Source organism: Caldimicrobium sp. SLHALR3, assembly GCF_058692735.1.
The window spans coordinates 1,519,786-1,544,119 of sequence record NZ_CP182484.1 but is presented as its reverse complement, the minus strand read 5'-3'; the positions used below and the strand labels follow the sequence as shown (position 1 = coordinate 1,544,119).

25 protein-coding genes are annotated in these 24,334 nt (G+C 32.3%); 20 read left to right on the top strand and 5 right to left on the bottom strand.

Annotation, left to right across the window (positions count from 1 at the left end; all coding sequences use genetic code 11):
- The 16 genes from ACLGLP_RS08145 (at nucleotide 1) to der (ending at nucleotide 16,477) form a co-directional block, all read left to right on the top strand.
- A complete protein-coding gene (locus ACLGLP_RS08145) occupies nucleotides 1–513 on the top strand; it encodes a hypothetical protein (protein ID WP_492112783.1) in 513 nt (170 codons plus the stop codon).
- Complete coding sequence (gene mrdA / locus ACLGLP_RS08140; protein ID WP_492112782.1) at nucleotides 510–2,426, top strand: penicillin-binding protein 2; 1,917 nt, start codon at nucleotides 510–512, stop codon at nucleotides 2,424–2,426. Before ACLGLP_RS08145 ends, mrdA begins: the two co-directional genes overlap by 4 nt.
- Nucleotides 2,416–3,501 carry an FtsW/RodA/SpoVE family cell cycle protein gene (locus tag ACLGLP_RS08135; RefSeq protein ID WP_492112781.1) on the top strand — a complete coding sequence of 362 codons (1,086 nt, stop codon included), beginning with the start codon at nucleotides 2,416–2,418 and terminating at the stop codon, nucleotides 3,499–3,501. The genes mrdA and ACLGLP_RS08135 overlap by 11 nt, the downstream gene beginning before the upstream one ends.
- A 105-nt stretch (nucleotides 3,502–3,606) precedes the next feature.
- A complete protein-coding gene (locus ACLGLP_RS08130) occupies nucleotides 3,607–4,032 on the top strand; it encodes a F0F1 ATP synthase subunit B family protein (protein WP_492112780.1) in 426 nt (141 codons plus the stop codon).
- A complete protein-coding gene (gene atpF / locus ACLGLP_RS08125) occupies nucleotides 4,029–4,622 on the top strand; it encodes a F0F1 ATP synthase subunit B (RefSeq protein WP_492112779.1) in 594 nt (197 codons plus the stop codon). Before ACLGLP_RS08130 ends, atpF begins: the two co-directional genes overlap by 4 nt.
- Nucleotides 4,623–4,627: 5 nt before the next feature.
- Nucleotides 4,628–5,167, top strand: coding sequence for an ATP synthase F1 subunit delta (gene atpH / locus ACLGLP_RS08120; protein WP_492112778.1), 540 nt, complete (start codon nucleotides 4,628–4,630; stop codon nucleotides 5,165–5,167).
- Nucleotides 5,168–6,712, top strand: coding sequence for a F0F1 ATP synthase subunit alpha (gene atpA, locus ACLGLP_RS08115; RefSeq protein WP_492112777.1), 1,545 nt, complete (start codon nucleotides 5,168–5,170; stop codon nucleotides 6,710–6,712).
- 33 nt (nucleotides 6,713–6,745) lie between these two features.
- Nucleotides 6,746–7,627 (top strand): ATP synthase F1 subunit gamma, encoded by an 882-nt coding sequence (atpG, locus tag ACLGLP_RS08110; protein ID WP_492112776.1) that lies wholly within the window; start codon nucleotides 6,746–6,748, stop codon nucleotides 7,625–7,627.
- Nucleotides 7,628–7,671: 44 nt separating this feature from the next.
- Nucleotides 7,672–9,093, top strand: coding sequence for a F0F1 ATP synthase subunit beta (atpD, locus tag ACLGLP_RS08105; RefSeq protein ID WP_492112775.1), 1,422 nt, complete (start codon nucleotides 7,672–7,674; stop codon nucleotides 9,091–9,093).
- A gap of 13 nt (nucleotides 9,094–9,106) precedes the next feature.
- Entirely contained in the window at nucleotides 9,107–9,535 is a 429-nt protein-coding gene (locus ACLGLP_RS08100; RefSeq protein WP_492112774.1) for a F0F1 ATP synthase subunit epsilon, read from the top strand.
- A gap of 35 nt (nucleotides 9,536–9,570) precedes the next feature.
- A complete protein-coding gene (locus tag ACLGLP_RS08095; protein WP_492112773.1) occupies nucleotides 9,571–10,152 on the top strand; it encodes a 5-formyltetrahydrofolate cyclo-ligase in 582 nt (193 codons plus the stop codon).
- Nucleotides 10,130–10,825, top strand: coding sequence for a YggS family pyridoxal phosphate-dependent enzyme (locus tag ACLGLP_RS08090; RefSeq protein ID WP_492112772.1), 696 nt, complete (start codon nucleotides 10,130–10,132; stop codon nucleotides 10,823–10,825). Before ACLGLP_RS08095 ends, ACLGLP_RS08090 begins: the two co-directional genes overlap by 23 nt.
- Complete coding sequence (locus ACLGLP_RS08085; protein ID WP_492112771.1) at nucleotides 10,809–13,181, top strand: ComEC/Rec2 family competence protein; 2,373 nt, start codon at nucleotides 10,809–10,811, stop codon at nucleotides 13,179–13,181. The genes ACLGLP_RS08090 and ACLGLP_RS08085 overlap by 17 nt, the downstream gene beginning before the upstream one ends.
- Nucleotides 13,182–13,207: 26 nt before the next feature.
- Nucleotides 13,208–13,642, top strand: a complete 435-nt coding sequence (locus ACLGLP_RS08080; RefSeq protein ID WP_492112770.1) for an archease — start codon at nucleotides 13,208–13,210, stop codon at nucleotides 13,640–13,642.
- On the top strand, nucleotides 13,635–15,176 hold the full coding sequence (locus ACLGLP_RS08075) for an ASKHA domain-containing protein (protein WP_492112769.1): 1,542 nt from the start codon (nucleotides 13,635–13,637) through the stop codon (nucleotides 15,174–15,176). Before ACLGLP_RS08080 ends, ACLGLP_RS08075 begins: the two co-directional genes overlap by 8 nt.
- Nucleotides 15,164–16,477 carry a ribosome biogenesis GTPase Der gene (der, locus tag ACLGLP_RS08070; RefSeq protein WP_492112768.1) on the top strand — a complete coding sequence of 438 codons (1,314 nt, stop codon included), beginning with the start codon at nucleotides 15,164–15,166 and terminating at the stop codon, nucleotides 16,475–16,477. Before ACLGLP_RS08075 ends, der begins: the two co-directional genes overlap by 13 nt.
- Here the strand turns inward: der and ACLGLP_RS08065 are convergent.
- From ACLGLP_RS08065 to ACLGLP_RS08050, 4 genes are read right to left on the bottom strand one after another with little or no spacing between them, the layout of a single operon-like run.
- Complete coding sequence (locus ACLGLP_RS08065) at nucleotides 16,474–17,124, bottom strand: OmpA/MotB family protein (RefSeq protein WP_492112767.1); 651 nt, start codon at nucleotides 17,122–17,124, stop codon at nucleotides 16,474–16,476. The genes der and ACLGLP_RS08065 overlap by 4 nt on opposite strands.
- Nucleotides 17,125–17,136: 12 nt before the next feature.
- Nucleotides 17,137–17,262, bottom strand: a complete 126-nt coding sequence (locus ACLGLP_RS08060) for a flagellar motor protein MotB (RefSeq protein WP_492112766.1) — start codon at nucleotides 17,260–17,262, stop codon at nucleotides 17,137–17,139.
- A gap of 4 nt (nucleotides 17,263–17,266) precedes the next feature.
- Nucleotides 17,267–18,124: a flagellar motor stator protein MotA gene (gene motA / locus ACLGLP_RS08055; RefSeq protein ID WP_492112765.1), complete on the bottom strand. Its 858-nt coding sequence runs from the start codon at nucleotides 18,122–18,124 to the stop codon at nucleotides 17,267–17,269.
- Entirely contained in the window at nucleotides 18,124–18,639 is a 516-nt protein-coding gene (locus ACLGLP_RS08050) for a PilZ domain-containing protein (protein ID WP_492112764.1), read from the bottom strand. The genes motA and ACLGLP_RS08050 overlap by 1 nt, the downstream gene beginning before the upstream one ends.
- Nucleotides 18,640–18,834: 195 nt before the next feature.
- On the opposite strand from ACLGLP_RS08050, the gene ACLGLP_RS08045 reads away from it, so the two are divergent.
- Nucleotides 18,835–19,800 carry a manganese-dependent inorganic pyrophosphatase gene (locus ACLGLP_RS08045; RefSeq protein ID WP_492112763.1) on the top strand — a complete coding sequence of 322 codons (966 nt, stop codon included), beginning with the start codon at nucleotides 18,835–18,837 and terminating at the stop codon, nucleotides 19,798–19,800.
- A gap of 24 nt (nucleotides 19,801–19,824) precedes the next feature.
- On the opposite strand, the gene nadC is transcribed toward ACLGLP_RS08045, so the two are convergent.
- Nucleotides 19,825–20,685: a carboxylating nicotinate-nucleotide diphosphorylase gene (nadC, locus tag ACLGLP_RS08040; RefSeq protein ID WP_492112762.1), complete on the bottom strand. Its 861-nt coding sequence runs from the start codon at nucleotides 20,683–20,685 to the stop codon at nucleotides 19,825–19,827.
- 90 nt (nucleotides 20,686–20,775) lie between these two features.
- Here nadC and ACLGLP_RS08035 point away from each other — a divergent pair, with 90 nt between their 5' ends.
- The 3 genes from ACLGLP_RS08035 to pdxA are packed head-to-tail and all read left to right on the top strand — an operon-like array spanning nucleotide 20,776 to nucleotide 24,296.
- The gene (locus ACLGLP_RS08035; protein WP_492112761.1) at nucleotides 20,776–21,381 is read left to right on the top strand and encodes a nucleotide exchange factor GrpE; all 606 of its coding nucleotides are present in this window, start codon (nucleotides 20,776–20,778) and stop codon (nucleotides 21,379–21,381) included.
- Nucleotides 21,382–21,400: 19 nt separating this feature from the next.
- Nucleotides 21,401–23,308 (top strand): molecular chaperone DnaK, encoded by a 1,908-nt coding sequence (gene dnaK / locus ACLGLP_RS08030; protein ID WP_492112760.1) that lies wholly within the window; start codon nucleotides 21,401–21,403, stop codon nucleotides 23,306–23,308.
- Between the two features lie 40 nt (nucleotides 23,309–23,348).
- Nucleotides 23,349–24,296 carry a 4-hydroxythreonine-4-phosphate dehydrogenase PdxA gene (gene pdxA / locus ACLGLP_RS08025; RefSeq protein WP_492112759.1) on the top strand — a complete coding sequence of 316 codons (948 nt, stop codon included), beginning with the start codon at nucleotides 23,349–23,351 and terminating at the stop codon, nucleotides 24,294–24,296.
- The last annotated feature ends 38 nt before the right edge of the window (nucleotides 24,297–24,334 follow it).

The following is a 24,334-nucleotide window of genomic DNA, read 5'->3' as shown; positions in this document are numbered from 1 at the left end:
ATGGAATCTGTTATAAGTGTAGAAGAATTCTTTAAAATTATTTTGCCCTTTTTATTTTTAATATTAATTTTTAAATCTTTTATCTCCAGCTCTTTTCTTATCTATCCTGGAGATGTAATACTTGCCTTTGCAATAGCAATTTTAACTTTCAGAAACTCTGGGTTCTTATTATATTTTCTACTATTTGTTTTGGGTTTATTAGAGGGCTTAGATTTTTTAGATAAAGAAATCTTTTTGGCAATCTATTTTGTGGTTTTAGGATTTACATGGAAACATCTAAGAAAATTCTTTGTTTTGGAAAAATTGGGGTCAAAGATAATAATTTGGGTCTTAAGCATCCTTTCCTTTCTTCTTCTTAGATACATATTCTTTTTTTACAAGCTTAATGTCCCTTTAAACTGGATGATAATTTTAAATCTTGCAGTTAAAAGTTTTTATTATATATGTACAACTCTTATTTGGGTTTTAATTTTTCACAAAGTTTTAGCTGTATTTTTTTATAAAGAAACATGAAAAACTTTAATGAAAACAGATTCTTTATAAGAGATTTTTTAAAGACAAAACAAAAAATTCTGAAAGTTTTTTTTTGGGAAAAAAGACTCTTTTGGGCTAAAATCATAATTATTTTTACCTTTGGGATTTTATGGTTAAGATTTTTTTATCTTCAAGTAATTAAACATTCTTATTACTATAAAAAAGCCAAAGAAAGATCTGTGGTAAGTTATGTGATAAAGGCACCAAGAGGAGAAATTATCACTTCAGATGGAGTGGTTGTTGCAACAAACAGAGCAGTTTTTCAGCTTTACTTAGATCCTGATTTGATAAAAGATAAGGAAGATGAAGTTTTATACAAATTAAGTAAAATCTTAGGAGAAAGTTTTGGAGCACTTAAAGAGAGATATTATTTAGCAAGGAAAACCTCTTTGGGAAGGGTTTTGATAAAAAGAAATCTCAATTGGGATGAAGTAGCCAAGATAATGGTTAGAAGGTATTATCTTCCAGGAGTAAAGATAGAGGTAGAAGCAGAAAGGTATTATCCTTATGGAGAGGCTTATTTTCATGCTTTAGGTTATATTTCAAAAATTACTCTTGAGGAATACAAAGAGCTTAAAGATGAAGGATATTCTATGGAAGATTATATTGGAAGAATCGGAATAGAAAGAGCGTTTGAAAAGGTTCTAAAAGGTAAAAACGGAGCTATAGAAATTGAAAGAGATGCTTATGGTCGCTTGGGTAAGGTTATTAATAGAATTGAACCAGTGCCGGGAGAGAGTTTAATTATTACTATTAATCATAATTTACAGGTTAAAGCTTATGAGCTTTTAAAAGAAAAGAGAGGAGCTATAATTGCTCTTTCTCCAAAAGACGGTTCTATTTTAGCTATGGTAAGTTCACCTTCTATAGATCCTCAGAAATTTATTGATGGGTTTACCAAAGAGGAATGGGAAGAAATAAATTTAAGTCCTGAAAGACCTTTTTTAAATCGAACTTTGCAAGCTTATCCACCTGGCTCTACTTACAAAGTAATTACAGCTATTGCTGGACTTAAATCAGGAATTATTAAAGATTTCAATTATACTGTTTATTGTCCTGGATATTTTAGATATGGCACCCGTGTTTTCAGATGTTGGGAACCAAAAGGACACGGATCAGTTAATCTCATTAAAGCTATAGCTTTTTCTTGCGATACCTATTTTTACACTGTTGCCTCTAAGCTTGATGTGGATTATTTAGCAAGCATTTCAAGAGAATGGGGACTTGGCAAACCTACAGGTTTGGGGTGGAAAGAAGAAAAAATAGGTTTAGTTCCAGACAAAAAATGGAAAGAAAAAACATTTAAACAACCCTGGTATCAAGGGGAAACAGTAGTTATGGGAATAGGTCAGGGATATTTGCTTGTAACTCCTTTACAGATGGCAAGGGTTTATATGGCAATAGCTAACGGAGGATATCTATATAAGCCTTACATAGTAAGAGGAATAAAAAAACTCAACGGAAATGTTATTGAGATAAATCCTCAGTTAGAGAAAAAATTGGTTTTAGATGAAAGACATTTAGAATGGATAAGAGAGGGTCTTTTAGAGGTTGTTAGAATAGGAACTGGAAAAGCAGCTTATATTCCAGAACTTACAGTTGCAGGGAAAACAGGAACAGCACAAGTGGTGAGTTTATCAGTTAAAAGAGGTAAATCCTTAGAACATCATGCTTGGTTTGTAAGTTATGCTGGTCGTTCTCAACCAGAAATAGTTTCAGCAATTTTGGTAGAACACGGAGGGCACGGAGGAGCTGTGGCAGCTCCCATTGCAAGAGAATTATATAGGAAATATTTTGGTATTGAAATACCTAAAATCACTCCTAAAAATGAAAAAGGAAGTGAAATTGGGAATGAAACCGGGAACGAAACGGGTTTAACAGATGAAAACTGAAAATGTAAGGAAAACTTTAAGAGAAGATTTAATAGGAATTTTAATAGTTTTTATTCTTGCTCTTTTGGGGATTTTGAATCAATGGATAATTGCAGAAACTTCTTCTTTATTTTGGAAAAATTTGTTTTGGCATCTTGTGGGATTAACTCTTTTTCTTTTTTTCTCTTTGTTTATGGATTATAGAAAAATTTCCTTTCAAATTGTTTGGTATTTGTATTTATTTTTGGTATTCGTTTTATTTGTGATGTTTATTTTTAAGAAGCGTTGGTTTAATTTGGGACTCATTGTTATTCAACCTTCTGAATTTGTCAAACCCGTGCTTGTTTTATTGATAAGTTTAATTGCTTCAAAGGATCCCCATCCTTATTTAAACTTAAAAACTTTAGCTAAGCTTTTCATAATAATAATCATTCCTATGATACTTATTCTTCCGACTGATTTTGATTATCCACTTATTATGACCACTATGTTTTTGAGTTTTCTTATTTTTATAGGAATCCCAAGAAAAGTATTTATTTCTGCAGTTCTTATAGGAATGATAGTAATTTTACTAATTTTTCCTGTTGTTTGGGAAAAATTAAAACCTCATCAAAAGGGTAGAATTTACGGATATTTATATCCAGAGAAATATGAAAAAACCTGGGGATATCAGTTAAACCAAGCACTTATTGCTATAGGTTCAGGAGGTATAAAAGGGCATGGATTTAAAAAAGGCTGGTCAACAAGGCTTTACTATCTTCCAGCTAAACATACTGACCTTGCTTTTGCAGTATGGGCAGAAACATGGGGTTTTATTGGAGTAAGTTTGATTCTCTTTTTATACGGGTATTTACTTTATTTTTGTGTAAAAATTTCTTCTGTGGCTAAAGACTGGCTTGGCAGGTATCTCAGCTTGGGAGTTGGAACAATCCTTTTCTGGCAGGCTTTGTTTAACATAGGTGGTTGTTCAGGCTTACTTCCCATGACAAGCATACCCTTTCCTTTTTTAAGTTACGGTGGATCTATGACGATTTCTGTTTATTTTTCACTTTCTTTGGTTTTTAATGTAGCTTTAAAAAGGCATTTCTTTAAATAATTGTAATTTTTGCAACTTTTTATAACTTGACTTTTTAAAAATTTATAATACAAAAGAGTGAATACTGAAAGGATATAAATAAAATTCTGAAAGTGAGGGATTAGTATGATTAAGTTTGACATTACTTTATTTATTCAAATTGTTGAAGCCTTAATAATGACTTTTGTGCTTTATTATATTCTTGTCAAACCTGTAATGTCGCATATAAGAGAAAGAGAAGCTCATTTTCAAAGTCTTGAAAAGGAAACCAGAGATTTAATTCTTTCAGCTGAAGAGGCAATTAGAAAATATCAAGAGGAATTAAATAAAGCAAGAGCTGAAGGAATTCAGAAAAGAGAGCTCTTAAAAGAGGAAGCTCGTAAGATAGAAAAAGAGATTTTATCAAAAACAATGAAAGAAGTAGAAGAATACAAAGCCAAATGGGCAGAGCAATTTTCTAAGCAGTTAGAAGAGGTAAGAAAAGAACTAATGGGTAATGTAGAATATTTTGCTTCTCTTATGGTTGAAAGACTTTTGGGGAGGAAAGTATGAAAGGCTTTAAAAATTTGGGATTTTTTGTTTTATTTTTTGTATTAATTTTTGTCTCTTTAGGATTTGGAGCTGAGGTTGAGGGTGAGCATCACGGGGTTACACCTACTCAGTTAAAGAATCTTTTCTGGTTCACACTTAATTTTATAGCTTTAGTTTTAATTTTATACAAGTTTCTTAAAAAGCCGATAGTAGATATGTTTAAGTCTCGTCAAGAGAGCATTTTAAAACAGTATAATGAACTTTTAGAGAAGAAAAAAGAGGCAGAGGCAAGGTATGTGGAACTTCAGGAAAAGATTAAGAATTTAGAAAAAGAAGCTCAAGAGATTTATCAGAATTATGTAGAGCAAGGAATGAAAGAAAAAGAAAGGATTATTGCTGAAGCTAATGCTCAAGCTGAAAGAATTAAACAGCAAGCAGAGCTTTATATAAAGCATGAATTGGAAAAGGCAAAGGCTATATTAAGGGAAGAAATTGCGGAAGCCTCTGTGAAATTAGCAGAGGAACTTTTGAGAAAAAGCATTACTGAAGAAGATCAGAAAAGAATTGTTAAAGAGTTTATAAATGAAATTAAAGGGAGGGTGCTACATTGAGAGCAATGGCAATTGCATTTAAATACGCAAAGGGTCTTTTTACTGCAGCAAAAGAGTTGAATAAAACCAAAGAATTTGGGGAAGAGTTAAATCAGATAAAAAATCTTTTAAATTCTATGCCAGAAGTTTTGTCAGCTCTTCAAAATCCCATTTATCCTCCGGATTTGAAGATAGAAATTATAGAGGAAATTTTAAAAGTAGTTAAAGTAGATCCTGAGATTGAGAGATTTTTAAAGTTATTGGTTGAAAGGAGAAGAATCCAGTATATTAATGAAATAGTGACTATGTATCAAGAATTGTTAGATGAAGAGTTAAACATCGCAAGAGGAGAGGTTGTTACAGCGTATCCACTTAGTGAAGAAGAAAAAAGGGAATTAGAAGAGAGTTTAAAAGCATATTTAAAAAAAGAGGTTATATTAGAGCCTAAAGTAGATGAAAATATAATAGGAGGACTAAAGATAAGAGTAGGGGATTTAATATTTGATGGAACTTTAAAGACCCAGCTGAATAAATTTAAAGAAATTATAAAAGGGGAGGTGCTATAAATGGAGGCTATAAGAGCACAAGAACTTAGTGATTTGATTAAAAAAAGAATTGAGGAGTTTGAGAAAAAGATAGATCTTGATGAAATGGGAGTAGTAATTTCAGTTGCTGATGGTATCGCTCGTGTTTTTGGTCTTAGAAATTGTGAGTATATGGAGCTTATTGAGTTTCCTGAAAGTGGAGAAGTAGGGATAGCCTTAAACCTTGAATTTGATAATGTTGGTATTCCTATTATGGGAGATTATACAAAGATTTTAGAAGGACACATTGCCAAAAGAACAGGTAAAGTTGCTTCTATTCCTGTAGGAGAAGCGGTTATTGGAAGAGTTATAGACCCGGTAGGTAGACCTTTAGATGGTAAAGGACCCATTGAGGCAAAAGAATTTAGAAGAATTGAATTAAAAGCACCTGGAATTATTAAGAGAAAACCTGTTCATGAACCGATGTATACTGGTATTAAAGCTATAGATGCTATGACTCCTATTGGAAGAGGGCAGAGAGAATTAATACTTGGAGACAGACAGACTGGTAAAACTGCTATTGCGATAGATGCTATCCTTGCTCAAAAAGAAACTGATGTGTATTGTATTTATTGTGCTATCGGGCAAAAAAAGTCTACAGTTGCTCAAATTATTGAAACTTTGCGTAGATACGGAGCTATGGAATATACTACAGTAGTTGCAGCCTGTGCTTCGGATTCAGCTGCTTTACAGTGGATTGCTCCTTATTCAGCCTGTGCTATTGGAGAGTATTTTAGAGATACGGGAAGACATGCCCTTGTTATATATGATGACCTATCTAAGCAAGCAGCAGAATACCGTGAAATTTCTCTTCTTTTAAGAAGACCGCCTGGAAGAGAGGCTTATCCAGGAGATATCTTTTATAATCACTCAAGACTTTTAGAGAGAGCAGCAAAACTTGATGATAAATATGGTGGTGGTTCATTAACAGCACTACCTATTGTTGAAACCCAACAGGGTGATGTTTCAGCCTATATTCCTACTAATGTTATTTCTATTACAGACGGACAGATTTATTTAGAGCCGGGTCTTTTTTTTGCTGGTATTCGTCCAGCAATCAATGTTGGACTTTCTGTATCTCGCGTTGGAGGAGCAGCTCAGATTAAAGCTATGAGACAGGTTGCTGGAAGATTAAGACTTGAACTGGCTCAGTATAGAGAACTTGCAGCCTTTGCTCAATTTGGTTCTGAACTTGATAGAGCTACTCAAAGGGTTCTTCATAGAGGAGCAAGACTTGTTGAAATCCTTAAGCAACCTCAATATCAACCTCTTCCTGTAGAAAAACAAGTTTGTATACTTTTTGCAGGAACAAGAGGCTTTTTAGACGAAATGCCTTTAGAAGTATTAGCTCAATATGAAAATGAGCTTTATGAATTTATTGGAAGCAAATATCCAGAAATTTATAAAGAAATTAGAGAAAAGAAAGAGATTAGTCCTGAATTAGAGGAAAAGATGAAACAAGTTTTTAGAGAATTTAATGAAGAATTTAAGAGAAGAAACAATATAGAACCTGTTCCCATACCATAGAAGTTTTTGGTTAATTTTTGAGGAGGATAAAATATGCCAGCTTTACGAGACATTAGAAGAAAGATTGAGGCTATAAAAAGAATTGGGCAAATTACTAAAGCGATGAATATGGTTGCCTCAGCAAAATTACGCACCCTTCAACAAAGATTGGAGGGCTTTCGTCCCTATAGAATAAAGTTTGAAGAAGTAATAGATAATGTGCTTGCTTGTGGGACTATAAATACTCAAAAAATTCCGCTTTTACAAAAAAGAGAGGTTAAGAAAGTAGGTATAATTTTAATAACTGCTGATAAAGGATTATGTGGTGCTTTCAATTCCAATTTAATAAGGGAGGCAGAAAAGGCTATAAATAGGTTTAAAAAGGAGGGAAAAGAAGTAGAACTTATTTGTGTTGGTAGAAAGGGAGCAACCTATTTTAGAAAGAAAGCTCCTGTAAGAGAGCAATATGTAAATATAATGGGAAAGGTTCTTATGCAGGATGCTCGTAAAATTGCTCGTTCTGCTATGATGGCATATCTTGCAGGGGAGTGGGATGAAGTTTATGTAATTTACGGTTATTTTGTGAATGTGGTGAAACAAATTCCTAAGATGGAAAAAATAATTCCTTTAAGTTTGGAAAAAGCTTCAGAAAAAGAAGAAAAGAAGATGACTTATGCATATATTTATGAGCCTGAAGAAGAGGAGCTTTTATCTCAGATTTTACCTCTTTATATAAATACTCTTGTATTTTCGGCTATGCTTGAAACTGCGGTTAGTGAACAGGCAGCTCGTATGACAGCTATGGATAATGCTAATAAGGCTTGTGGAGATATGGTAAAACAGTTAACTTTATTTTATAATAAAGTAAGGCAGGCAAGTATTACCAAAGAATTAATGGATATTGTAGGTGGTGCAGAAGCTATCACTAAAGGTTAAAAATACAAAAAGATAATAAAGAAAGTTTAAAGGGGGGTTATAATATGGCTGAAGAAAAGGTGATAGGTAGAATTGTTCAAATTATGGGATGTGTAGTAGATGTAGAATTTCCTCCTGGAAAGGTTCCTAAGCTTTTAGAGTGTTTAAGAGCTACTAATCCTATGATAGATGATAGAGAATGGAATTTAGTATTGGAGGTTGCTCAGCAATTAGGAGATAATATAGTGCGTTGTGTGGCTATGGATTATACTGATGGATTGAAAAGAGGAGATCCAGTATGGGCTACAGGAGCTCCCATAATGGTTCCGGTTGGTAAAGCAACTCTTGGAAGAATTATGAATGCTACAGGAGATCCTGTGGATGAGGCAGGACCTATAGTTTCTGATAAATACTATCCCATTTTTAGACCAGCTCCTCCTCTTACTGAACTTGATACCACCATTAGGGTTTTAGAGACAGGAATTAAAGTATTTGACCTTCTTATTCCATTCCCTCGCGGTGGTAAAATGGGAACCTTTGGTGGAGCAGGAGTTGGAAAAACAGTTGTTATGATGGAAATGATTCATAACATTGCTATGGAGCATGGTGGAATTTCAGTTTTTTGCGGTGCAGGTGAAAGAACCCGTGAAGGAAATGAGCTTTATTTAGAAATGAAACGTTCAGGTGTTTTAGATAAAGCCGCACTTGTTTATGGACAGATGAACGAAACCCCTGGACATCGTGCAAGAGTTGCTCATACTGGTGTTACTATTGCTGAATATTTTAGAGACGAAGAAGGGCAAGATGTGCTTTTCTTTATAGACAATATCTATCGTTTTACTCAAGCAAACCAAGAAGTTTCTGCTCTCTTAGGTAGAATGCCTTCTGCAGTTGGATACCAGCCAACTCTTGCAACAGACATTGGTGCATTGCAGGAAAGAATTTGTTCTACCACTAAAGGATCTATTACCTCTGTTCAGTGTATTTATGTTCCTGCAGATGACTTAACAGACCCTGCACCTGCAACTACTTTTGCTCATCTTGATGGAACAGTTGTTCTTTCTCGTCAAATTGCAGAGCTTGGAATTTATCCAGCTGTTGATCCTTTAGATTCTCAATCTCGTATTTTAGATCCCAATATAATTGGATGGGAACATTATACTGTAGCTCGTCAGGTTCAGCAGGTTCTTCAAAGATATAAGGACTTGCAGGATATTATTGCTATTCTTGGAGTAGAAGAACTTTCAGAAGAAGATAAAATAATAGTTGCCCGTGCAAGAAAAATTCAGAGATTTCTATCTCAGCCCTTCCATGTTGCAGAACACTTTACTGGAACACCAGGAAGATATGTAAAACTTGAAGATACCATTAGAGGATTTAAAGAGATTTTAGAAGGAAAACACGATGATCTTCCTGAACCAGCATTTTACATGGTTGGAACAATAGAAGAGGCTGTTGAAAAAGCTAAGAAGATAATGGAAGGATAATGGAGGAGATTAAATGGCTAAAATCCTCTTAGAGATAGTAACACCTGATAGAGTAGTAGTAAGCGAAGAAGTTGATATAGTTACAGCCCCAGGAGTTGAAGGTGAATTTGGAGTTCTTGCCAATCATGCTCCTATGATTGCTGCAGTTAAGATTGGTCCACTTCATTATAGAGTAGGAGATAGAGAGGAGTGGGTAGCATTAAGTGGTGGATTTTGTGAGGTTTCAAAAAATAAAATCACTTTTTTAGTTGAGGCAGCAGAAAGAGCTTATGAAATAGATGTAGAAAGAGCTTTAAGAGCAAAGGAAAGAGCAGAAAAGAGAATTCAGGCATATCTTGCTCAGGCAGAAAAGATAGATTATGCCAGAGCAAAAGCAGCGCTTCAAAGGGCTTTAACAAGACTTCTTGTAGCAGAAAAAGCAAAATCAGGAACACCAAGATAAATTTAAAAATAGCCCCCTCTAAGGGGGCTATTTTTATGGAAAAATCTTCTAAATCTCAAATAAGAGACCTTATTTTTCAAATTAGAAGAAAATATTCCTCTGATACTTTAAAAGCTCTCAGTTTACAAATTTGTAAAAGAATTGAAGAATTACCTTTGTATAAAAAGGCTAAAAATATAGCTTTTTATTTTGCCAAAAATAAAGAAGTTTCATTAGAATATCTAATAGGTAAGGCTTTCTTAGAGGGTAAAAAAGTATTTTTACCTAAAACCTGGTTAAGAGATAAAACTCTGAGTTTTCACCAGATTTTTAGTTTTTCAGATTTAAAACCAGGACCTTTTGGTTTGCTTGAGCCTTCATCAGAAAATCCTAAATTAGAAGCTAAAGATTTTGAGATAATTTTTGTTCCAGGAATTGCTTTTGATTTGAAAAAAGGAAGAATTGGGTATGGTGGAGGATTTTATGATAAAATTTTAAAAAATATTCCTGCCTTTAAAATAGGAGTTGCCTTTTCTTTTCAAATATTTGAAGAATTGCCTTTAGAAAAACATGATCAAAGGGTAGATCTGATAATTACAGAGAATGGAATTATAAATGGATTTAAAAACGCAAATTAAAGAAAACTATTTAAAGATAATAGAAAGGGTTTACGAAGCTTGTGAAAAATCAAGAAGAAAACCAGAAGAAGTAAAAATTTTAGGAGCAGCAAAGAAACAAAGTCCAGAAAAAATAAAATTGGCTTTTGAACTCGGAGTTACACTAATTGGAGAAAACTATGTTCAGGAAGCAGAAAAGAAAATCTTAGCTCTTAAAGAGCTTCCTATAGAATGGCATTTTATAGGAAGACTTCAGACAAATAAAGTAAAAAAGGCTATAATTTTATTTTCTCTAATTCAAACCTTAGATAGAATAAGTTTGGCACAGGAAATTCAAAAACAAGCAGAAAAAAGAAATTTGGTAGTTCCTGTTTTTATTGAGGTAAATATTGGAAAGGAACCTACAAAAGGAGGTGTTGAGCCAGAAAAATTGGAGGAATTTATAGAAGAAATTAAAAAATTTGATAGGATAAAAGTAAAAGGACTTATGTGTCTTCCTCCATATGAAGAAAATCCTGAGAAAGTGCGTCTCTATTTTAAAAAAATGAGAGAGATTTTTGAAAAGGTAAAACCTTATATGAATTCAGAATTCAAAGAACTTTCCATGGGAACAAGCAATGACTTTCCCATTGCCATAGAAGAAGGTGCTACCATTATAAGAATCGGAGAAGCTTTGTTTGGTAAAAGAAGTTAAAGCACCTGTTTTTGTTATAACCTCTTCCTTTATTTTGGGTCTTTTTTTAAGTTTTTATAAATTTCCCTTTTATTTTCTTATAATTCTCTTTTTTGGAAGTTTAGTCTATTCTTTATTATACAAGAAACATTATTATTTTAGTCTGTGGATTACGGCTTTTCTTATTTTTTATTTTATTGGATATTTTTATTTCAGTAGGAGCTTTGTTGAAGAGGGAAAACTTGAGAAAGAAGCAGAACTTTTAACCATTATCAAGAAAGTTGAGCCTTACTATTATGGATATTTAAACACTGCTTTTAATGTCTCAATAGGTGAGTTTATATTTAAAACGGATAAAAAATATTTTTCTCCTGGACAAATATGTTTGATAAGTTTCCGGAGCAAAAATTATTCAGATTATCTTAATCCTTTCTCTATAGAAAAAAGAAAACTACTTTTTGTAAAAGGAGTTGATTCAGAATTAGAATTCATAAAAGAAAAAGGATTTATTTGTGAGGACGATAAATTTTTTAGTTTGGAGAAAATAAGGTTTAAACTTTTTAATTTTTCTGAAAAACTCTCTGGAACAGCAAAAGGGCTAATTCAGGCTTTGGTTCTTGGTGTGGAATATAATTTTCCAGAGGAATACAAAGAAAAACTAAAAAACCAAGGGCTTTATCATCAATTAGCAATCTCAGGATTTAACTTAGCCATTCTTTTTGGAATGTTCTATCAGCTTTTTTATCACCTTTTAAAGTTTACACCTTTAATAAGAGTTGGTTATCCCTTGCAAAATTTATCTTATTTATTAGCCTTACCTGGAGCATTTATAATCTTACTTTTTTCTGGTTTTTGCCCTCCAGCTTTTAGAGCTTTTGTATTTTTAACCCTTTTTGTTGGAAGTAAATTGTTTTTCAGAAATACTTCCTCTCTTATTTTACTTTTTTTAACAGCAACCTTGATATTGGTTTTTCAGCCATATCTAATAGGAAACCTCTCCTTTCAACTTTCATTCGTAGCAACCTCTGGACTAATAATAGGTGACAGAATAGTTAAAGCTTATTTTAAGGAGTATTTATCTTCCTCAAATAATTTTTATAAAATTTTAACCCAATTGATTTATCTTTTTCTAATTTCCCTTATAGTTAGTGTTTTTGTTTTTCCCTTTGTAATTTACATTAACGGAACATTTCCTCTTTCAACCCCTTTTAATAATGTTATAGCTACCTTCTTTTGGAGTTTTATCTTTATTCCTGGTTCAATTTTGGTAGCTATTCTTTCATTTTTTAACGAAAATGTCGCTATAAATTTAGCTAACCTTTTAGCTTATATTTTTGATTTTTATATTAAATTACCTTTCTTTGAATTTTTATACAAATTTAAACTTCCTGTTAATTTAGTTATACTTCTGGCAATTTTAAGTTTTATAACATTTGCTTTTTTCCATAAGTTTTTCAGAAGCTATAAAAAGTATTTTTATTGGATCATGACTGTTTTTCTGTTTTATTTTTTGTTTTATGTTCTTTATACTAAGGCTTTTTATATTTTAATTTTTGATGTAGGAAAGGCAAATGCGATTTTAGTAAAAAATAAGGAATCAAACATTTTAATTGACACAGGACCTAATTATTCAAAGAATTTTAATTGGACAAAAATCTATTTAGTTCCGGTATTAAACAAACTTGGTATAGATGTAATAGATTTGGTTATTATTTCTCATCCTGATCTTGATCATAGTGGAGGATTAAGCACTATTAAAGAATATTTTTATGTAAAAAAAGTGATTTCAGGAAATTTTAAGCCAGAGGATTGGGAAAAGACTGACATTTTGGTTTTACCAGAGCCTGTTAAAAAGCCAGAATCTATTAAAATAAACGAGGCAGAAATTTTTCTTTTTCCCGGTGATGAAAATTATGAAGATATAAATAGAGAAAGTTTGGTTGCTTATTTAGAATACAAAGGTTTAACGGTTCTTTTTCCTGGAGATGTGGATAGATTGAGATTTTATCGTATGAAAGAAAATAAAGAAATTTTGCCAGCAGAAGTTTTAGTATCTCCTCATCACGGATCAAAATACAGTATGGATAGTGATATTTTAGAATGGCTAAATCCGAAGGTTGTTTTAACTTCAGGTAGAGGAAAAAATTTTCCTCATGAAGAATATCTTAAAGTATTAAAAATTTTTGAAAAACCACATTTTTCAACTGAAAAAGTTGGAGCTATTTTCATTTTTCCAAAAGATGATTATTTTTTAGTATGTTTTGAAAAGGAAAGAAGAAATAATTTTTTATTTGCGACCTTTTTTCCTTTAGTTCCTGTATATTTAGAAGATAATAATTGTAAACGATTTGAATATCATAAAAATTTGATAAAATAATCAAAACTTTAAAAAGGATATTTGCTATGAATAAATTTGAGACCTTTGAGCACGGTGCAGATATTGGAATAAGGGGATATGGTAAAGATCTTTGTGAAGCTTTCTCTAATATTTTAAAAGCTTTAGCTACTTTACTTGTTGAAAAAATAGAGTGGAAAGACATAGAGTTAAAAGAAAAGTATCAAATAGAAGCAGAAGCTGAATTTCTTGATGAATTATTGGTAGTTTTTATAAACAAAGTTTTGAGTCTTTTTTACCTTGAAAAGGTGATTTTTTTTGATTTTAAAGGAAAAATAGAAGAAAAAGAAGAAAAATACATTTTAAAAGGAGAAGTTTTAGGCGAAAAGTATTTTCCTGAAAAATTTGGTTACGGTGTTGAGGTAAAGGGAGCTACCTTTACCATGGCAGATGTTAGAAAAGAAAATGATTTATGGATAGCACAGTGTGTAGTAGATGTTTAAAGAGGCAGTTCAAGTTTTAGAATTAAAAGTACCTAAACCTAAGTTAGGAGAAGCTAATTTTGATTCTCAAAATTTACTTCAAGCCTTAGAAAAGTATCAATTAGGAATAGTGGAAATACCTTTGTATATTTTGAAAAAATTGCCTTTCATTTTAAGAGAAAAAGATTATAAAGTTTGGGTAATTCTTGCTAAAAAAGAGAGGTCTTGGGAAATTTTAGAAATATTTTCTGATTTTCCTGAAAGTGTTTTAGGAGTAGCTATAGATCTTGGCAGTACTACAATAGCTTTTTATATTTACGACTTCATTAAAAAAGAAGTTATTAAAGAATTTTCCATACTAAATCCTCAAATTGAAATAGGAGAAGACATTCTTACGCGTTTACATTTTGCCAAAAAAAGAGAAAATCTGGAATATATAAATAAATTAACCATAGAAGCTATTAATAGAGAAATAGGAGATATAGAAAAGAAAATTTTTTATTTTAGTATATGCGGAAATACAGTAATGACTCACTTTTTTACTGGACTTCCAGTTAATTATTTATTTGTTGAGCCGTATGTTCCTGTTGCTGATTGGTATGATTTGTATAATGCGAGAGAATTGAACTTAAAGGCTCATCCATTGGCTAAAGTCTTTATATTTCCTTCTGCAGGAACATTTTTAGGAGGAGATATTATAGCAGGATTATATTTTAGTGAAATTTATAAGAAGGAAGATGGGTATTATTTTTATATTGACATAGGCACAAATGCCGAAGTTGTTTTAGGAAACAAAGATTTTTTATTAGCTTGTTCAGGAGCTGCAGGTCCTGCTTTAGAAGGAGGGATATTTGAATGCGGCTCTCAAGCAAAAAAAGGAGCTATAGAAACTGTTAAAATAGATGTTTCAAAAAAAACAATTGAATACAAAACCATTGAAAATTCTCCTCCTGTTGGACTCTGTGGTTCAGGAATAATTGAATTAATAGCAGAGCTTTTTATTAACGGACTTTTGTCTTTTGACGGAAAGTTCTTATCATCAAATTTCAAAGAAAGATTTAAAAAAGTAAATAATGAATTAGCCTTTATAGTAGCTTTTCCAGAAGAAACTGCTAATGGGAAACCAATCTATATTAAAGAAAGTGAGATAAAAAGTTTTTTAAGATCTAAAGGAGCTATGTTTACTATACTATATCTTCTTTCTAAAAAAATAGGACTTAGTTTTGAAGAAGTTAAAAATTTTTATATAGCAGGAAGTTTTGGAAATCATATAAATGTAGAATCTGCGGTAACCTTAGGAATGTTACCTGAAGTAGCTTTAGAAAAAACTATAGGATTGGGCAATGCAGCTGGTAAAGGAGTGTTAAAGTTTTTAAAAGAAGCTAATTTTTCCGAAATAAAGGAGATAACAAAAAAAATTACCTATTTAGAATTGAATATAGATCAAGAATTTATGAAAATCTTTCCAGGTGCTCAATTTATTCCTAATGTTGATTTAAATATGTTTCCAAAAACAAAAGAAAAATTGAAAAAGAAGGGGTTATGTTTAAGATAGCTATTGTGGGAAGAGCAAATGTGGGAAAGTCAACACTTTTTAATACCTTAATAGGGGATAGAAAAGCAATTGTGGAAAGAACCCCTGGAGTTACAAGAGACATGATAGAAGGTTATATGGAAATAGAAGAAGAAAAAGGTGTTCTTCTCATAGATACAGGAGGTATTAATTGGGGCGGAAAAGATTTTTTTGATAAAGCTATAATTGAAGTAGTAGAGAGGTGTTTAACCGAGGCTGATTTGGTTTTATTTGTAGTTGACGCAAAAGAAGGATTAACAGGTGAGGATTTAAGCACTGCTGAATATTTAAGAAAAAGAGGTAAAAAAGTTATTTTAGTAGTAAATAAAGTTGAAGGGAAAGAAGATAGAGAAAGGGCTATAGACTTTTACAGCCTTGGCTTTGAAGATGTAGTTTTTATCTCTGCAAAAAATCAAAAGAATATTGAAGAATTAAAAGGGCTTATTAAAAAATATGCTAAGGATAAACTGGAAAAATTACCAGAAGATGAGGCTATTAAAATTGCTATTATAGGAAGACCAAATGTGGGGAAAAGCACCCTTATTAACAAACTTTTAGGCTATGAAAGGATGATAGTTTCTGAAATTCCTGGAACTACAAGAGATTGTGTAGATGTTTTGTTGAGCCTTCCAGATGGCAAAAAATATCTTTTGATAGATACCCCTGGAATAAGAAGAAGAGCAAAAATTGATAAAAGAGTAGAAAAATTCAGTGTGGATAAGGCTTTAGATACTATTAAAAAGGTTGATATAGTTCTTTTAATGATTACTGCTGAAGAGGGTATAACCAATCAGGATCAAAGATTATTAAGACAGGTTCAAAAAAACTATAAAGCCTGTATACTTCTCGTAAATAAGTGGGATCTTTTTGATAACAGGAGAGAAGCAGGAAATCTTATGTTAGAAAACATAAAGTATGGAATAAGATTTATGTCTTGGATTCCAGTTTTAACCATTTCTGCAAAAACTGGAAGGAGAATTAATCAAATTTTTCCTTTAGTAGAAGAAGTTTATTTTCAATATACTACGAGAATTAAAACAGCAGAGGTAAATAAGGTTTTGGAAGAATTAAAGGATAAGTATACTTTTAATGTGAAAGGAAAGAGGGTTAAATTTTATTATGCCACCCAGGTTGATATCAAACCTCCTACTTTTGTAATTTTTACAAATATAAACTCTGAGGACATACCTAAGCATATAGAAAAATTTATAGAAAGTAGTTTTCAAAAAAATTTAAAATTTGATAAAGTTCCGGTAAGAGTAATTTTTAGATTAAGAGATTAAGGAGAATAAGCCTCTTTAGTTTTTTGAGAAAGAGAAGTAGGTGGTTGAAAGTGAATTACTAAAGTAATTCTTCTATTTCTTGGATCAAGGGGGTTATCTTTAAATAAAGGAAAGTTATCGGCATATCCAGCAACAGATATTATTTTTTCAGAAGAAACTCCGTTTTTTTCTAATTCTAACATAGCAGAAAGTGCTCTTGCTGTTGATAATTCCCAATTTCCAAGCTTTCCTCTTTTGGAAGGCACTGCATCAGTATGCCCTTCTACTTCAATAGTAACATTCATATCTTTTAATTCTTTAGCAAGAACTGCTAATATTTTTTTTGCCTCTGGAGTTAATTCAGCACTTCCACTGTAAAAAAGTGGTTTATTAACGAGCTCTATTATTTCTAGCCTAATAGTTTTTCTTTCTTCTTCTACATTTATAAGAACATGTTCTCTGAGAGACTTAAGATAGTTTTCAATGATCTTTTTAAAATGCTCAGCTTCACCTTTAACGGGTGGTAATTCTTGGGAAATAGTGGTTAATTTTGAGGAGGTTATTTTCCCACTTCTATAGTATTCCATAAGCATACTTACTCCTGCTTTCTCAAATATATTAAACTTTCTAAAATAAGCAGCTATTTGAGCTCTTTGCTTTGGTTCCATTATAGTAATAAGTCACATCAGAAGAAAAAAGGTCATCATTCCAGCTAAAAAATCTGCATAAGCTACTTTCCAAGAACCTCCGTGATGTCCAGCAACTATTTTTTTAACCTTTTTGATAATAATAGGAGGAGTGCTCATTTTACTACTTTTTACCTCTTATTAGGCTTTCTAATTCTTCAAAAGATGGTCTTAAATGAGGGGAGATATTTCTTCTTGCGAATTCAACTGCTATTTGAGGAGCACCTCCTCCAATAAAGTGGACAATAGCTACTTTTATTACATTTAAATATTCTCTATGCTGTTGACAAAAAAAATCCATTTTTTGAGCAAGAGGTGCCATAATTCCGTAACAGGTTAGAATTCCAAAAAATGTTCCAGCAAGAGCAATAGAAAGGTGATGACCTAATACCTCTGGAGGCTCATCAATCTTTCCCATAGTTAAAATAATCCCTAAAACTGCAGCAACCAAACCAAGACCAGGCATAGAATCAGCTAATCTTTCCAATCTCTCTACAGGATTTCTAAATTCCTCGTGAATTATTTCTATCTCATTTTCAAGAAGAGCTTCAAGTTCAAAGTGAGTTATGTTAGTAGTCAGAATAGATCTAAAGGTATTTTTTATAAAATCAAGGGCTATGTGATTATTCAGAATTTTGGGATAGGCTGAAAAAATTCTGCTTGCTTCTGGATTTTCTATATCCTGTTCAATAGAGATCAAACCCTCTTTTTTAATTTTTCTGAAAATTTCATTTAAAAGAAGTAAAAGATCTATAAAATCTTGTTTGGTATAAATTTGAGGTTTGGTCATGGCTTGAATAGCTCCTTGAATTATGCCTTTTAAAGCAGGACCAGAGGAGGCAGTAAATAAAGCTCCAAAGGCTGCTCCAAATATAATTAGCCATTCAACAGGCTGAATTATAACTGAAAAATTGCCGCGCTCAAGCGCATACCCTCCAAATACACATACTAATACTACAAATAGTCCTACTATGGATGGCATTATTCAGACCTCAACTCTCTAATTAATTCCCTTTCTTTTTGAAGGATAAAATAACTGATTTTTTTCCTTATATCTTTAGGAAGGTTTATGAATTTTACTGCCACCTCATATATTTTTTCCTCTTTTTTTTCACACCTTAAAACTTCACCATAAAGATAAAATCCAAGAGGTTGATAAATATCCATTACAGTCTTTATTTCAACAAAATCACCTATTTCAAAAGGGATCTCTGAGGGAAATCTAACACCTTTCTCACTAATATTAACCTTTAGAAGAGGTAAATCATTAAAACCTTCTTTTTCTCTTGTTAAAAAATTTATTAGATAATCTAACTTTGCGTTTATTAACTTTAACCAGGAGTTTAAACTTTCATCTATGGTATCTTTAAGAGGAATGTAAGAAAAAATGGGAACATCTCCTACAATACGGGCAATTTTGTTCTTTATATCTTCAGAAGAAATTTTTTTGACTTTAAAAGGTAAAATCACATCTATTCTAACAGCTTCTCTTTCCATAGTTTTAAATTAAATTATCTAATATAAAATTCGGAAAAAGTAAAAAAAACTTTAATTACAAAATACAACTTAGAATTTTTGTAAAAATTCAAATTTTTTTACATTATATTAAGGAAATTTAATCTTGACAAGAGAAAAAGGTAAATAATAATTTATTTTAAGTTTTTTTAAAAATTAAAATTTAGGGGGTGTAACATGCAGCATGGTGTAATTTATGTAGTAGGGCATAAGAAACCTGATACTGATTCTGTCTGTTCTGCCATTGTATTTGCTTATCTTTTGAATGAGTGGAAAAAAGCAGGTTGTAAGATTATGAAGGTTGAAAAAGAGGCTGTTCCTGTTATTCAAGGTGAACCTAATGCAGAAACAAAGTTTGTTTTGGAAAAATTTGGTGCTAAAGTTCCTGAAATTATGACAGATGGAGAAGGGAAAACAGTTGCTCTTGTTGATCATTCAGATAAGGTTCAAAGCTTAGATAACATTGATAAGGCTGAAATTGTAGCAGTGGTTGATCATCACAAAATTGGAGATGTAACCACTCCAAATCCTATACTTTTTGTCAATTTTCCTGTAGGATGCACAGCTACAGTTTTGAAATTCCTTTTTGATAAAACAGGGGTTGCTATTCCTAAAGATTTAGCAGGGCTTTTACTTGCTTCTATTTTAAGTGATACCGTTGTTTTTAAGTCTGCTACCACAACCCCTATGGATAAAGAAGTAGCAGAAGAACTTGCTAAGATTGTTGGGATAGAAGATATTGTAAGCTTTGGTGTAGAAGTAAAATCTAAGCTTTCTGATGTCTCTGGCATGACAGCTAAAGATATTATCATGAGAGATTTTAAAGATTACAACATGAGCGGTAAAAAGGTAGGGGTTGGGCAAATCGAATTGATAGATTTGAAAATGGTAGAAGGTAGATTTGATGAGATTTATGATGAATTAAGCAAGATCAAAGCTGAAGGAGCCTATCATACTGTAGTTCTCATGCTTACTGATATTATGAAAGAAGGAACAGAATTGATGGTTATTACAGATGAACCAAAAATTGTCGAAATTACTTTTGGTAAAAAATTAGAAGGTAAAAGTGTTTGGCTACCTGGTGTGATGAGCAGAAAGAAAGAGGTTGTTCCTCCTCTTGAAAAAACTTTTGCCAACCTTTAAAAAAGAGGGGGCTTTAAGCCCCCTTTAATAATTATAGATAGTTTCTATTTTCAAACTTATATCTACTGCTTTTACAGAATGAGTTAAAGCTCCAGAAGAAATAAAGTCTATTTCAAATTTAGCAAATCTATCTACATTTTCTAAGGTTATACCCCCAGAAACTTCAATTTTAATATCAGGCTTTTTCTCTTTTATCATTTTGATTGCTTTTTTTAATTCATCTTCTGAAAAATTATCTAAAAGCACAATATCAATTGGGGCGTTAGAATTTAAAAGAATTTCCAATTCTTCTAAACTTTTTACTTCTATCTCAACTTTTAAGTAATGGGGAAGATCTTTTAATTTTTCAATAACTTCCTTTATTCCTCCCAGAGCTTTGATGTGATTATCTTTTATTAATATTCCATCCGAAAGAGAAAATCTGTGATTTTTACCCCCACCTATTTTAACAGCATATTTTTGGAGCAATTTTAGTCCAGGAAGGGTTTTTCTGGTATCAAGAAGAATTACGCAATAGGGATTGAGTTTATGAACAACCTTACGAACATAAGTGGCAATACCACTGAGATGTTGAAAGAAATTAAGGGCAACCCTTTCACCTTTTAATATGTTTTTTATATTTCCCTCTACAAATCCGAGTTTAGTTTGAGCTTTTATTTCTGCCCCTTCTTCTACTTGCCAAGTAATTTTTATTTCAGGGTCTATAACATAAAAAACTTCTTCAACAACTGGTTTTCCGCAAACCACTAGGTCTTCTTTAGCTAAGAAATAAGCCTTTCCGTAAAGATTGGAAGGTATCAATATTTCTGAAGTAATATCACTAAAAGGAATATCTTCGTTGAGGGCTGATTCTATTAGTTTTCTAATTTTCCATTTTTCTATCAATTTTTAAAACACCTCTGGAAAAATAAAATATAAGTCTTAATTTTTATCATAACCTAAGAAATTTTAAAGTGAAGTCTGGGGGGATATTTGATGGAAGAAATTGTAAAGGAACCCCAAGCTAATAACATAGAAAATAAAGAGATATCTGAAGAGCCACAAAAGGAAGAGATTTCTGAAAAAGAATTAAAAATGGAAGAGGAAATTAAGTATTGGAAAGAGCTTGCTTTGAGATACGCTGCTGAGGTTGAAAATTTAAAGAAGGCTTTTAAAAGAGAGAAAGAGGAATATTATAAATTTGCTTTGGAAACTGTGTTTAAAGAATTGTTGCCAAGTATTGATAATTTAGAAAGAGCTCTAGAAGCTTTTAAGCATACAGAAAATAAAGAAGCTCTAAAAGAGGGGGTTGAGTTAACTTTGAAATCTATAATTCAAAGTTTGGAAAAGTTTGGATTAAAACAATTTATGCCCTCAATAGGAGAGCCTTTCCAGCCTTACTTACATGAGGCTTTATCAACTGAGGAACATCCAGAGATTCCTGATGGTGGAATAATAAAAGTTTATCAGAAAGGATATAAACTTCATGACAGAATTATAAGACCTGCACTTGTTTGTGTGTGTATGAGTAAAGAAAAGAAAGAAACGAAAGAAGAGAGTTCACCAGAAGAGAACGAAGAAAATATAGTAGAAAATGAATAAATAAAAGGGGGGAGAAAAAATGGCAGGAAAGACACCAATTGTTGGAATAGATTTAGGAACTACTAATTCCTGTGTTGCCATATTTGAAGGAGGGGAACCTAAAGTAATACCTAATCGCGAAGGAACAAGGACTACACCTTCAGTAGTAGCATTTCAAGAAAGTGGAGAAATATTAGTAGGACTTCCTGCCAAAAGGCAGGCTATAATAAATGCCGAAAATACTATTTTTGGAATTAAAAGACTTATGGGAAGAAAGTTTAATGATCCTGTAGTTCAGGAGTGGAGGAAAAGAGTTCCTTATAAAATTGTTGAAGCTCCGAATGGGGATGCTCATGTAGAAGTGAGAGGAAAGAGATATAGCCCTCCAGAAATTTCAGCTATGATTTTAAGAAAGCTCAAACAAGATCTTGAAGAATATTTAGGACAGGAAGTGAAAGATGTAGTAATAACTGTGCCGGCTTATTTTGACGATTCTCAAAGACAAGCAACTAAGGATGCCGGAAGAATTGCTGGACTTAATGTTATAAGAATAATTAATGAACCTACGGCAGCATGCTTAGCTTATGGATTAGAAAAGAAAAAAGAGGGGCTTGTTGCTGTTTTTGATCTCGGAGGAGGAACTTTTGATATCTCAATCTTAGAAATTGGAGAAGGTGTTTTTGAGGTAAAAGCAACTGCAGGAGATACCTTTTTAGGTGGAGAAGACTTTGATATGAGAATTGTAGATTATATTGCTGAAGAGTTTAAAAAGGAGCATGGTATTGATTTGAGAAAGGATAAGATGGCTTTACAAAGACTTAAGGAAGCTGCAGAAAAAGCTAAGATAGAACTTTCAAGCACCTTAGAAACAGAAATTAATCTTCCCTTTATTACAGCAGATGCCTCTGGTCCAAAGCATTTGGTTATGAAACTTACCAGAGCCAAACTTGAAAGTTTAGTTGAAGATCTTATTGATAAACTTGAAGAACCCTGTCGTATAGCTATGCAGGATGCTGGAATTACTCCCAAGGATATAAGTGAGGTAATTCTTGTTGGTGGAATGACTCGTATGCCAAAGGTTCAACAGAAGGTAAAAGAGATTTTTGGGAAAGAACCGGTTAAAGGGGTTAATCCTGACGAAGTGGTAGCAATGGGTGCTGCTATACAAGCAGGTGTATTAAAAGGAGAAGTTAAAGATGTTTTACTTTTAGATGTAACTCCTCTTTCTCTTGGAATTGAAACTCTTGGAGGAGTATTTACAGTTATAATTCCAAGAGGAACAACCATTCCAACCAGAAGAAGTCAGATTTTTACTACAGCTGCTGATAATCAAACTGCAGTTACTATTCATGTTTTGCAAGGTGAAAGACCCATGGCAAAAGATAATAAAAGTATCGCCCGTTTTGATCTGGTAGGAATACCTCCTGCACCAAGAGGAGTTCCTCAGATTGAGGTTACCTTTGATATAGATGCTGATGGAATTTTACATGTAACTGCTAAAGACCTTGGCACAGGAAAGGAACAATCTATTGTAGTAAGACCTTCTTCTGGTTTATCTGAAGAAGAGATTCAGAGAATAATCAAAGAAGCTGAACAATATGCAGAAGAGGATAGAAGAAAGAAAGAACTTGCGGAGGCTCGCAACCAAGCTGATAGTTTGATTTACTCTGTGGAAAAAACTTTAAGAGAACTTGGGGATAAAGTTCCAGAAAATCTTAGAAAAGAAGTAGAAGAAAAAATAGCAGAATTGAAAAAGGTTATGGAAGGAGAGGATATTAATGCCATCCGTAAGGCAAGTGATGAATTAACACAAGCATCTTACAGACTTGCTGAAATGCTTTACAGAGAAAAAGCTTATGGAGCTACAGGAACTGCAGGAGGAAAAGAAACATCAAAAGAAAAAGGTAAAGACGAGGTAATTGATGCTGATTTTGAAGAAATGAAATAATTTATAATAGGGGAAGTAAAACCTTCCCCTCTCTCTTTTTATGGAATTTTCTAAAATAGCTATCTCAATGGGATGCCCCGCAGGTATAGGTCCTGAAATAATCGTTAAAACTCTTTATTATTTTCAACAATATAAGCCCGAAATTTTAAAAAAAATCATTATTATAGGAGATCAAAAGGTTCTTTCAAAAACCTCTTTTAACTTAAAAATACCTATTCCCAGTGAAGTGGAAATAGATTCTATTTCTTATTTAGATGTAATTCCAGGTAATCCAACTTTAGAAGGATATAAAGCTATGGCACAATATTTTGAAAAAGCTATTAAGTTAGCAAAAGAAAAAAAAATTCAAGCTATTGTTACAGCACCTATTAGTAAAGAAGGACTCAATAAAGTTGGTATAAATTATTCTGGGCATACAGATTGGTTAGCTAAGGAATTTAATGTTGATAAATATGTAATGGCATTTTACGGAGAAAAAATGATAGTGTCATTAGTTACTACCCATATTCCTTTAAAATATGTCCCTCAAAGTATAACTTTTGAAAAAATAATAGATACCGCAAGACTTTCTTATGAGTTCTTAAAAAGGTTGAAAATAGATGAGCCTAAAATAGCGATTTGTGGGCTAAATCCTCATGCTGGAGAGGAAGGCTTATTAGGAAATGAGGAAAAAACTATTATTGAAAAAGCTGTTAAAATATGCAAAGAAGAAGGTATTCCTCTTTATGGACCCTATCCTTCGGATAGCTTGTTTTATTGGGCTTATAAAGGAAGATTTCATTTAGTAATAGCTCTTTATCATGATCAAGGTCTAATACCCTTTAAACTTCTTCATTTTGAAGACGGAGTAAACATTACTTTAGGACTTCCTATTATCAGAACTTCACCTTGTCATGGCACAGCCTATGATATAGCAGGTAAGGGAATAGCAAATCCTCAAAGTTTTATCTCAGCCTTAAATCTTGCTTTAAAACTTATTTCTAATTAAATTAAATCTTGCTATTTAAAATAAACAATTTAAAATTT